Origin of the sequence: Dolichospermum heterosporum TAC447 (genome assembly GCF_024584745.1) — a bacterium.
Classification (GTDB): Bacteria; Cyanobacteriota; Cyanobacteriia; order Cyanobacteriales; family Nostocaceae; genus Dolichospermum; species Dolichospermum heterosporum.
Genome location: NZ_CP099464.1, coordinates 983,675 through 996,274, shown reverse-complemented (window position 1 = coordinate 996,274; position 12,600 = coordinate 983,675). Strand labels below are relative to the sequence as shown.

Annotated in this window: 7 protein-coding genes; 3 read left to right on the top strand and 4 right to left on the bottom strand. The window is 39.5% G+C overall.

Translation table 11 applies throughout. From position 1 onward, the window contains the following. Positions 1-123 precede the first annotated feature (123 nt). Positions 124-4,824, top strand: a complete 4,701-nt coding sequence (locus NG743_RS04510) for a hybrid sensor histidine kinase/response regulator (RefSeq protein WP_193962973.1) — start codon at positions 124-126, stop codon at positions 4,822-4,824. Positions 4,825-5,195: 371 nt separating this feature from the next. Here NG743_RS04510 and hrmK read toward each other — a convergent pair whose 3' ends face one another. After that, complete coding sequence (gene hrmK / locus NG743_RS04505; protein ID WP_257122120.1) at positions 5,196-6,962, bottom strand: hybrid histidine kinase/response regulator HrmK; 1,767 nt, start codon at positions 6,960-6,962, stop codon at positions 5,196-5,198. Between the two features lie 534 nt (positions 6,963-7,496). Between hrmK and NG743_RS04500 the strand changes: the two genes are divergently transcribed. Further along, complete coding sequence (locus NG743_RS04500) at positions 7,497-8,366, top strand: branched-chain amino acid ABC transporter permease (protein ID WP_257121588.1); 870 nt, start codon at positions 7,497-7,499, stop codon at positions 8,364-8,366. A gap of 21 nt (positions 8,367-8,387) precedes the next feature. Here the strand turns inward: NG743_RS04500 and psaX are convergent, their stop codons facing one another. Both psaX and lipA read right to left on the bottom strand, forming a co-directional pair. Further along, positions 8,388-8,507 (bottom strand): photosystem I protein PsaX, encoded by a 120-nt coding sequence (psaX, locus tag NG743_RS04495; RefSeq protein ID WP_027404674.1) that lies wholly within the window; start codon positions 8,505-8,507, stop codon positions 8,388-8,390. A gap of 209 nt (positions 8,508-8,716) precedes the next feature. Further along, positions 8,717-9,613, bottom strand: a complete 897-nt coding sequence (lipA, locus tag NG743_RS04490; RefSeq protein WP_027404675.1) for a lipoyl synthase — start codon at positions 9,611-9,613, stop codon at positions 8,717-8,719. Between the two features lie 328 nt (positions 9,614-9,941). Between lipA and NG743_RS04485 the strand changes: the two genes are divergently transcribed. Continuing rightward, positions 9,942-10,514 (top strand): response regulator, encoded by a 573-nt coding sequence (locus tag NG743_RS04485; protein ID WP_027404676.1) that lies wholly within the window; start codon positions 9,942-9,944, stop codon positions 10,512-10,514. A gap of 339 nt (positions 10,515-10,853) precedes the next feature. On the opposite strand, the gene NG743_RS04480 is transcribed toward NG743_RS04485, so the two are convergent. After that, positions 10,854-12,416 (bottom strand): NAD(P)H-quinone oxidoreductase subunit N, encoded by a 1,563-nt coding sequence (locus tag NG743_RS04480; RefSeq protein WP_027404677.1) that lies wholly within the window; start codon positions 12,414-12,416, stop codon positions 10,854-10,856. Positions 12,417-12,600 lie beyond the last annotated feature (184 nt).

Genomic DNA, 12,600 nt, shown 5'->3' with positions numbered 1-12,600 from the left:
AAGCCTATACTGTCTTCGTTTTGACTTTTGACTTTTGCCCTGCGGTACTAGTCTGTTAACTTTTTTGTTTACCATGCGCCTTTTCTTGCACCTTTTACCTGTAGTAAGCCGATTTAATTAACTATGCAGCCGGAACAACAACAACGGATTTTAGGTTACTTTCTCGAAGAAGCCAGAGAACACCTAAACACTATTGAACAAGGACTACTGAATCTTCAAGGGACACTGGAAGATTCAGAAATGATTAATGAAGTCTTCCGTGCAGCCCACTCTATCAAAGGTGGTGCAGCTATGTTAGGTCTGAGTAGTATTCAGCACACATCCCACCGTCTTGAGGATTGTTTCAAAATTCTTAAAGAACATCCTATTCAAGTAGATCAAAGATTAGAGTCTTTGCTATTGGACATCTGTGATACATTAAAAGCCTTGATAGACAATCTTGGCAATCCCTTTGGGTTATCAGAGGAAAAAGCTCAAGCTTTGATGTCAAAAACTGAACCAGTCATGCAATGGCTGAATGAGCATATAGAACTACTGCTAAAACAGGGTAATAATCAAGTATTAAGTCCTAGTAGCGCATCTCCTACCCGGTTGCACATAGAGCCACCTGTTTCCCCACAGATACAAAATTCACGGATACCAAATAAACAAAATCAGGATTGGAGAGAGTTTCAAGCACAGGTGTTACAAGTTCTGCGGGAAATGTTGCAACAGTTTAAAAAAACTAACCTAGAGACTTCCCGTAACAATTTACAAGAATGCTGTCATCAATTAGTAAAAATTGGTAGAGAATTAAATTTATCAAATTGGTGTAATCTGTGTGAATCAGCAGCCCTGGCTATATCCAATCCCGATAATAGTTATTTAACTTTAGCCAAAATAATTATTACTGAAATTAAGCAAGCGCAAGAATTAGTTCTCCAACATAAAGATGGGGAAATTACTATTAGTCAACAATTAGAAAATCTGTTTCCTCTTGCACAACTGGAGTTATTAGAATTTGCAGAAACGGAAATTGGGGAAACTTTATTTACAGATACGAAAGAAATAAATTTAGAACCCAACATCAATGGATTTACCGAACCAGCTTTGTTTGATCATCAATCAACTGTGTCCGAAAGCACTGAGAACTCTCCAGAAATAGGAATCTCTGAGTTAAACACTCTGGCTGATTTATTTGAAGGTGATACCCCCGATTTAGAAAATAATTGGCAACAAGAAGAAATATTAGAAGATATCACCAACTATCAGTTACCAATTACCAACAGTGAAGTTGAAGAGAATAATCACAATTTAGCTGATTTACTCTTCTTTGAAGATGACAATATACATAAGATAACTGCAAATAATCATGAGGATTTAAGTCTCTTATTTGATGATAGTTTATTAGAATCAGGGGATATAGCGGAAACAGTTAGTTATCAACCGATAGAATCTAGTAATCTGTTGTCAAATCATACAGATTTGCAATTTCCATCAGATGATGTGTTGCTAGAATTAATCTCAATTTCTAGACAATCACGGCAGCCTAATTCTGAAAATGAGACAAATAGTAGTAATAATTTAGAAGAATTATTGACCTTCATAGCCGATGATGAATTAATATTTACAGATGAAACAACTGAATCAGAAAATACTGCGATAGCAGAAATAGCTACAGAACCTCAAATCAATTTTGATAATTCCTTTTTATCGGCAAATACAGATACCAATTTTCCAGTAGAAGTTATTCCTACCAATGTAAAAACATCAAAAATAAAACCATCGGCACCAGAAAGTTTATCTTTAGATAATTTATTTACAGCGGTAAAACCCCAGCCACCACTAGTCAATGAAATTGATGATTTATTCAGTCCACCAGAAATAACAACTAATCTTGCTAATTCAGTAGATGATCCAGATAACTTCTGGGATGATCTAGGCATAAGTGACTCAGAAAACACCTCTGTAATTAGTCAAGATATAGCTAAAGAACTAGAGGAGAGTTTATTTAGTGCATCTGTTGAAATTGGCACAAAATATCAGCAATTAACGACAAATAATCATCTAGATAAAAAAGGGTTTAATCCAACTTCCCAAGAAGAATATTTTGATTTATTCTTCACATCAGATAGCGATACTGGGGCGCAAGCCATAGATAATTTATTTGGTGATTTTATAGATGTCAACTCTAACAATGTTTCCCAATCTAGAGAATTATTTCTACCAGAAATTAATAGTTTTTCTCAACCTCCAGAAGTAACAGCAGATCAAGAAATTTTTGAGCCTGTTAAAGATGGCAATGATGACGGTTTGATTTTGTTTAAAGAGGAAATAACGTCTTCTAAAGCCGGCACTGATCTAGATTTTACCTCTAATTTTGCAGATTTCGACTTAGAATTAGACTCAATTTTGCTAACAGCAATAACTACAGATAGTGCCGTAGTGGATGAAACTTACTCAGAATTAGAGTTAGAAAATCCATTACAATCATCTTCAATAGATGATTTTGCGGCAATAGAAGCATTATTGGATGAACCTGTAGAAGATATAGTAGAAGCATCTTCAATAGATGATTTTACGGCGATAGAAGCACTTTTATCCACAGCATTAGGAGACTTTACTAATCAGGAGTCAGAATCTATCTCAGGGGAAGATTTAGCAGCATTAGAAGCATTGTTGGATGAGGTGGGAGACAAAGAAGCACAGATAATTATTGGACAGACACCAGTAATTGTTCAACCTGTAGTCACAAACTCTCAAAATACTTTTTCTTCCTTGGGATTAGAAGATGAATTTAGTGAATTAGAGGATTTATTAGAACAGGCTGATAAAACAATATCTGGTTCGTCTGCCCCATCAGGAAAAACTTCTACTAGCAAAATTCCCATCCCCCGTCCGACAACTCGACGAATGATAAGAGAAGAAAGTATGAAAATTCCAGTTAAGCAACTGGATGATATGAGTAACTTAGTCGGGGAGTTGGTGGTAAATCGTAATACATTAGAGCAGGATCATGAGCGTCTGCGACAGTCTCTAGATAGTCTTTTGGTTCAGGTACAGCATCTATCAGATGTGGGAGTGAGGATGCAGGAATACTACGAGCGATCGCTCTTAGAAGCCTCTCTCCTATCCAGTCGCCGTTCTCGAGAACATGATCGACCACCATCAGGCAATTCCCATAATCGCGGGTTTAGCGAAATTGAAATGGATCGGTTTACGCCCTTCCATATCCTGGCGCAAGAAATGATTGAGTTCATCGTGCGAGTCCGGGAGTCAGCCAGTGATATTGACTTTGTTACCGAAGAAACAGAACAGGTAGCAAGACAGTTACGCCAAGCAACTAGTCAACTACAAGAAGGATTGACAAAAGCCCGAATGGTTCCATTTAGCCAAGCTGTTGATCGGTTACGGCGAGGGGTGCGGGATAATGCCATTAGATATGGCAAACAAGTAGAATTAGTCACAGAAGGAGTGGATACCTTAGTTGACAAGATGATTTTGGATCGTCTCACAGATCCATTGACTCATATGGTCAATAATGCGATCTCTCACGGCATTGAAACCCCAAAAGTTCGGGAAGCCGCAGGTAAATCACCCGTAGGTATCATTAATATTCGCGCCCTACAACAAGGAAACCAAACGATTATTTCTGTCAGTGATGACGGTGCAGGTATTGATCATCAAAAAGTTAAAAACAAAGCCGTTAAAAAAGGTATCCTCACCCCCGAACAGGCAAAAACCATGTCTCGGATTGACACTTACGAACTTTTATTCCTCCCCAGCTTTAGTACCGCCGATGAAGTAGACGATATCAAAGGTAGGGGTGTGGGCATGAACGTCGTCCACAACGATATCAGCGAAATTCGCGGTACTGTTGGTACTGACTCTACACTAGGTCAAGGAACGACCTTTACCATTCGTCTACCCGTAACCCTAAGTATTTGTAAAGCCCTATTCTGCATCTGCGATCGCACCAGAATCGCTTTTCCAATGGATGGTGTGGAAGATACCCTAAATATTCCCAGCAAAAACATTCAGCAAGATGCTGACGGAGAATCATTTATCGTCTGGAGAGAGATTATTCTACCCTTCAAGCCTTTAAAAGATATCTTAGTTTTTAACCGTCAACTTAGTCGTGGCAACATCTATGGGACTAAAAAAAATGATGACATGATTTCTGTCATCGTTATCCGTTCAGGCAATACAATGATCGCTTTACAAGTTGATCAAGTCCTCAGTGAACAAGAAATTGTAATTAAGCAATTTGAAGGACCAGCACCTAAACCAAGTGGCGTAGCTGGTGCTACAGTTCTTGGTGACGGTATGATCATGCCCATTGCTGACGTACTAGAAATCATCGACATCTTCCAAGGCAAGATGTCTAAAAATATCGGTGGCAATTGGCAGCAAACAAATTCACCATCAGTAAACACCATCTCCGCTGACAAAGTAGAAACAACAGTATTAATCGTTGATGACTCCATCACAGTTCGAGAACTTCTATCTCTTACCTTTAGCAAAGCTGGTTATCGGGTAGAACAAGCCCGTGATGGGCAAGAGGCATGGGATAAACTTCGTTCCGGTTTATATTGCGATATCGTTTTCTGTGACATTGAAATGCCTCGTTGTGATGGATTAGAATTGCTGTCTCGAATGCAGAAAGATGGTTCTTTTGGCAACTTACCTATCGCCATGCTTACCTCTCGTGGTGCAGATAAACATAGACAAATGGCACTACAACTTGGTGCTAGTGGCTACTTTACTAAACCCTATTTAGAAGAAGCACTTTTAGAAGCAGCTTCGCGGATGCTAAAAGGAGAAAAAGTCGTAGTTACAGCTTAATGAAGAATACTAGGACAACACGACGTAAATAAACCAACCATTCTAAATCGGTAAAAATCCTATAGCATAGTAGGTTAGCATTGAAAATCGTCGTTATGGCAAGGCAAGAGGCAAGAGTGAAGAGAGTTTAGGCAATTTTACTTTTCCTTACACAGATTGGTTGTATTGTGTTCACCTACTTAGTATTAGTAGTTCGTCAAATTTATTTTGACGGGTAATGATCGAAAAAAACTTCTGTTCTCCCCAACCCCCCCCACCTCTCCAACCCCCCCACCTCTCCAACCCCCCCACCTCCCCTACCTCCCTTCTCCCGTCATTTTCGGGTTGACAGTAGGGGCAATCCCCCCGTGCTTGCCCAGAATCGTAGGGTTTTATTTTTGACTCTTAGTAGATTTTTTTACGCAGGGACAATACTTAGCCACCAGACTGGCTAAAAGTTTTAAATCTATCGGCTTAGAAATATACTCATTGACACCAGCCGCAAGACAACTTTCGAGATCGCCCTTCATTGCCATAGCCGTTTGAGCAATAATCGGTATATGCTGATATTTGGGGTTTTCCCGTAATTGCTGCACCAAATTTAAACCATTAGCATCAGGTAAACTCACATCCATCAAAATCACTGCTGGTTCTACTTCTTCGATACTATTCCACATTTTTGCCCCATTCTTCACCCAGTTCACCTGATATCCTAATCTTTTTAAATAAATTTCCATTAATTCCCCATTGGGTAAATCATCTTCCACCAGCAAAATTACAGGCGATGGAGTCAGATCATCATCACAAGGATGACTAACCACTTCTAAATCATATTCTGCTGTTGTTTCTATAGCTGCTAAAACTTCTCCCGTTGGTTTAAGAGGAAGTAAAATACTAAAACGAGAACCTTGATCAACCACAGATTCTAACTCTAAATAACCACCATGAATTTCTGCCAATTTTTGAGTCACTACCAACCCCAAACCCGTACCTTCATTACGATCGACGGCGGGATTAACCACTTGACTATAGGGTTGAAATAGTCGAGATTGATCTTCAAAAGAAATACCTATACCAGTATCCCAAACCGTAAACCGCAAAAATTCATCCTCACTAGAAACCTGTAAGCCAACACTACCTTTCATCGTAAATTTGATAGCATTGAAAAGTAAATTCAATAACATTTGTTTAAGTCGCAAAGGATCAGCTATGAGATTTTTAATATCTGGTTTAATTTCTAAATGCAGTGTTAGATTTTTATGAGTAGCTTTCTCTTTTACCAAAGCCAAAACATTCCGACACAAAATATAAATATCAACTACTTCCCATTGTACTTCTAGTTGGTTGGCTTCAATTTTCGAGAGATCCAAAATATCATCAATTAATCCCAATAAATGCTTACCACTAGATTGAATAATCCGTAAATACTCTTGATGACGGACTTTCTCAGGTTCATAACCCTGTGCTAATAGCAAATGGGTAAAACCAATAATTGAACTTAGGGGAGTGCGGATTTCATGACTAGTATTTGCCAAAAACTGATTTTTAAGTTGATTAGTACGCTTTAGTTCTTTATTTAAACTAGCTAAATCCTGATAATACTTCTGCGAAGATTTTATTTGTAAAAGTTGTGTTAAAGCTGTGCGACAATTTTCCACAGTTTTTGTGATTAATTGTAACTTCAGAGGGTAAAAAGTATCCTCCAGTAATTTACAGTCGGGTAAAAAATTGCTGGTGCTGATGATTAACCACGCTTTGATTCCTTGAGTATCCTCAAATAAATACCAAGCACTTTGGTATTTTTGAGTTTCCATTTCCTGTACATCTTGCAGATTGATAGATTTATGCAGTCTCAAAGACAGCTTTTTTTCAACTTGGGGTATTAGCTCGAAATTGGGAATTAATGATGGTAAATAGGAAATATAAGCGATTCGACCCACTATTTGCTGTGGTTCAAACAGAGCAATACCTACAATATACTGAGCAGACGCAATTAAACTATCACTTAATGCTTTATGAAGTTCATTGACAACGATTTGCAAAATTTCTGCTTCTGTGGCTATTCCTAATGCAGTCGTAGTAGCCACAGAAATCAGATAATCCTGAAGACGAATTTGCAACTGATTTAAGCTGCTTTCCAGCCACAACTGATACCGCATCTGTTCAATTGTTCTCAACCGGGAGTTTCCGTCTAACTGATTTTCCGTAAGCTTTAAATTCAAAAACTAGCATCTCTTTACCTCCAGTCTTGTACTACCATTCATCTAAACCTCCAGGAGACCCCCACCAAAACTGTACTCAGTTTGATGATGGGAGGAATGGAGGGTTAACTGTGAAACGTCCCTTGAGTAATTTTGTGCGCCCATAAAACTGAAGGCGGTTAAAACCGTCGTCAGTGAGCGTGCCAAACTGCTGGTGTCGCTTATATCTCAGGTCTGAAGAACCTGTTACGTTTACCGGATAATCCTGTAAGCTTGAGAATTGCTGCATGGTCAACTAGACCGCTAAAAAACACCCTGCCACAAATAAAAATGTAACCAGTATTTATGTATATTAACCTGCAAGTGCTTTTTTAGATAACCCATAAACGGCATTTATGAATGTGACGGAGATCCTAAAGATGATTGGATACAATCATTTACAGCAATAACAACTTCAAAAATTCACAATAATTTCACCATAATTTCATATTTATGGATATTACACAATTTGCTCAATTAATTATCAACGGTATCGCTGTTGGTAGCATTATCGCCTTAGCAGCAGTAGGACTGACCTTAACCTATGGGATTTTGCGGTTGTCTAATTTTGCCCACGGTGATTTTCTCACATTAGGAGCTTATTTGACTCTCATGGTCAATGCTATGGGTCTAAATATTTGGTTGTCAATGATTGTGGCTACCGTGGGAACTGTGGGAGGAATGTTACTAGCAGAAAAATTGCTATGGTCAAAAATGCGGTCTATCCGTGCTAGTTCGACAACACTGATTATTATCTCTATCGGTCTAGCTTTATTTCTCCGCAATGGGATTATTTTTCTCTGGGGAGGTAAAAACCAAAATTATAATTTGCCCGTGATTCCGGCTTTAGAATTTGGGACTTTAAAAGTACCGCAAAATCAATTATTGGTAATGGGATTAGCTATTTTGGCGATTTTATCGCTACACTACTTGCTACAAAATACGAAAATTGGTAAGGCAATGCGGGCAGTAGCTGATGATTTAGATTTAGCTAGAGTATCTGGTATTAATGTTGATAGGGTAATTTTGTGGACTTGGGTAATTGCTGGGACATTCACTTCTTTAGGTGGGAGTATGTACGGGCTAATTACAGCAGTGCGTCCAAATATGGGTTGGTTTTTAATTTTACCTTTGTTTGCTTCAGTGATTTTGGGAGGAATTGGCAATCCTTATGGAGCGATCGCCGCCGCCTTTATTATTGGTATTGCCCAAGAAGTTAGCACCCCCTGGCTAGGTTCACAGTACAAGCAAGGTATAGCTCTACTAATCATGATTGTGGTGCTGCTTATTCGTCCCAAAGGTTTATTTAAAGGCACGATTTAAACAGCACCGATCTAGTTCTAACTATTCAATGATGTGGAAGTAGTAAGCTGCTACCAAAAAGTTAATAGCCAAAAGTAACAACGCCCAGCCAGTACGGAAAGCGTAGGAAGGTTTAGCAGCAGGTTTGCCTTTAGCAGTCATAAGCGGTTCTCCTAATTTAGTGACTTTTTAAGAAATAGCAAACTCACGCGCCAATTTTGCAAATTCTTTAAAAATATTTTTGTAAAGTTGGTTAGTTGTCAGTTGTCCGTTGTCCGTTGTCCGTTGTCCGTTGTCATCAGTAAAATTCCTCTCCCCTACTCCCCCTACTCCCCCTACTCCCCCTACTCCCCCTACTCCCCCTACTCCCCCTACTCCCCCCCAGCGTGATAGGAACTACGAACCAGGGGACCGGAACGGACGTGATTAAATCCCATTTCCTTGGCTATATTGCCCAGTTCTGTAAATTCCGCTGGAGTCCAATATTTTTTAACAGGTAGATGGTCTAAAGAAGGACGCATATATTGACCAATGGTAAGGCGATCGCATTCTACAGATCGCAAATCCGCCATTGTCTCAATTAATTCCTCCATAGTTTCCCCATGTCCCACCATCACACCTGACTTCGTAGAAATCTGATCATTCAACTCCTTAACCGTCGCTAATACAGCCAACGAACGGTCATATTTTGCCCCTCGGCGCACAGTTGGAGTCAACCTACGGACTGTTTCGACATTATGGTTAAAACAAGCCGGTTGAGCCTGAATAATCATCGCCAAACTGTGACGTTGGACTGCCACACCCCCACCACCCCAAAAATCCGATGTCAGCACCTCAATTTGAGTATCGGGATTCATCTGGCGAATAGTCTCCATTGTCCTCACAAAATGACCAGCCCCCCCATCAGCCAAGTCATCACGGGCGACAGAAGTTAATACCACATACCGCAACCCTAAAAGCCGTACTGATTCTGCCACCTTTTGGGGTTCTTCCTCATCCAACCCCATTGGCGCATGACCCTTATCTACCTGACAAAAAGCACAAGCGCGGGTACAAGTTGGACCCATTAATAAAAAAGTCGCCGTTTTTTGGGCGTAGCATTCACCCCGATTCGGACAACGCCCTTCTTCACAAATTGTGTGAATTTGTCGCTGCTTAATGATACGTTGGACAGTAGAGATTTCACTGGCTTTGCCAATGGGGCGACGCAACCAGCTAGGCATAGTCATAATTTCTGACTTGATATCAACTTGTTGTGGAGAATTCATATAACGATTTGTTAATTAGGCAAAAAGTAAGAGCGCGTAATGACTATTTACATAGAGGTACTGTAATTTCAGGTATACCCCAAACTGAGAAGTTAGATTCATAAATCTTTCACTACACAGGATATTAGTTGTGTGTAGTCTACACAACTATAGATACAAATTGATCAGAATATCAGTGGAAGTTTCCTACAACTCCTGTGATTTTGGAAATTTATGTCAGAAAATACTCTCCCCCAATCTACATAAATTTTGGATATAGTGAGAGAATTCTTAAAAGCACTCGGCAGCCAGCCATCTAAACATAAAATTTTTAGTAGAGTAATCAGTTGTGGCAAGTAACAAAATTTTAGTTATTGACGACACTACCGTTGTCAGGGTAAAAGTACGAGAAATGTTACCACCAGGTAATTTTGAGGTGATAGAAGCCAAGGATGGGTTAGAAGGATACAACCTCATCCTCAAGGAAAAAGTCAGCTTGATCATGCTAGATTTTTTGTTGCCAAAAATGAGTGGTTGGGAGGTTTTCCAGAAAATCCAGGCTCAACCAGAATTGCGGAAAATTCCTTTGGTAATCATGTCGGGACGGAAGGAAGAGGTAACGGAAAAATTTGTAGAGCCATTTGAATATTTTGAATTTTTAGGCAAACCTTTTGATCAAAAGCAACTCATTGGTGCTATCAAGTCAGCAATGCTGAAGTCGAAAAAGGAACGTCCAGACTTAAATATACCCCCAGTGAATCCTGCAAATAAACAACCTGTCCCGGTTGCTGCAAATGCCGTAGATTCATCTGCTGAGATCAAATTACTAAATGATAAAATTATCAAGATGCAAGGAGAAATTGATAACTTGAAGAAACAGCTTAATCAAGTTGTGACTTTCATTAAACAGAAAATTAAGTAATTTTCTGTTTGGTAATACCAGATTAAAATGAAACTACATAGAATAAGATTTCAAAAATTATTAACCGCAGATGTACGCAGATAAACGCAGCTAAAGACACCAGAATTAATAGACATCTCCAGAAAAGAATGTAGAGCCGAGAATCCCTACATGAGGAACGTCTCTACAAGGGTTCTAGGATACGCATATTGAATTTCTGGAGATGTCCAATGAATTTCATAATTCTGTGAAGCCTCACATAAGTTTGGTATTGTTGCTGTTTAACAACAAAAATGGGTAATTGAATATTGAAGACTAGCTTCATTACCAATTACCCATTACCACTTATTTAGGAATAAGTTAAAAGTCCTGTGACTCCTTGTTTGTAATAGCACTAACTTGTGTACTGGCAACTTTTGCTGCTTGCAACATGGGAGTGTTAGTAACAGAATTGTTAGCTAAAGTAAACAAGGGATTGGATAAGATTCCAGAAATGGTAGTAGCTATTAAAGTTACTATCAAACCCACTTGTAAAGGTCTCAGCCCTGGTAAATCCCAACGCACTTGGGGATAATTCTTCACCACGTCGGACATTTCTTGGGGTTCTTTGACTACCATCATCTTAACTACGCGAATGTAGTAATAGATGGAAACCACACTGGTAACTAAACCGAGTAAAACTAACCAATAAAGACCAGCTTGCCAACCTGCCCAAAATAAGTAAATCTTCCCGAAAAATCCGGCTAGTGGGGGAATACCACCCAACGATAAGAGAGAGATACTCAAACCCAGTGTTAAAAGTGGATCTTTTTGATACAAACCAGAGTATTCAGAAATTTGATCTGTTCCTGTTCTCAGAGAGAACAATACCACACAGGTAAAGCCGCACAGGTTCATAAACAGGTATACCAGTAGATAGAAAATCATACTGGAATAGCCGGCATCAGTTCCCGCAATTAAGCCAATCATCACAAATCCAGCTTGGGCAATAGATGAGTAAGCTAACATCCGTTTCATGCTAGTTTGGGCTAGGGCGACAACGTTACCCAATACCATACTTAGCACCGCAAGGGCAGTGAAAACAAATCTCCATTCGTCTGCCACGATAGGGAAAACGGTAGTTAAGAGACGGATAGCCAGGGCAAATCCTGCGGCTTTAGAACCAACGGATAAGAAGGCGATAACTGGAGTTGGTGCGCCTTCATAAACATCCGGTGTCCATTGGTGGAAGGGTGCAGCGGAGATTTTGAAACCAATACCCGCAATTACGAAAACCAGAGCAATTACTAAACCTAGTGATTGACCAACATTTGCTGTAGCGATACCTTGAGCGATCGCACTTAGTTCCGTTTGTCCACCGGATAACCCATACAACAGCGAGACACCATACAAAAATACCGCTGTACTGGAAGCACCAATTAACAGGTATTTCAACGCTGCTTCATTGGAACGGGGGTCACGTTTTGTATAACCTGTCAACAAATAAGAGGAAATACTCAGGGCTTCTAAGGAGATAAAAATCATCACCAACTCATTAGCGCCGGATAAAAACATTCCTCCCAAAGTCGCAGTCATCAAAATGGCAATAAATTCGGCTAAAGGCGTACCACTTTGTTCAACATAACGAATTGACATTAATATTGTTGACATTGCTGACAGGGCGATAATCCCCCGAAAGACAATACTCAGATCATCGCCGTTAAAACTACCAGTAAAGGCAATGGGGTTAGTCGTGTCCCATTGGAAGTATAGAGCAATAATCGCGGCTGTTAAACCAGCGATCGCTAGATATGCAATCCAACGCGCAGATGTCCGTCCCAAAATCAAATCAACAATCAAAACCCCCAAGAGGGTAATCATGACGATTCCCTCTGGTAAAATCGTTCCAGCATTTAACTGGGATGCAAAATTAGCAAAATCCATGAGATATATAGGTTTTAGCGATTAAACATTAGGGCTAACACAAGTTTATTCTATCTGTACTTCTTGACTAAAATTGCATTGATCTTTCTATCTTTAACAGTTGAAAATTTATATATTTGATTTTAGCTATCCGCAAATGTACCGCAATAACTCAAAATAAACAGTCGAGTACATAACTGAACTG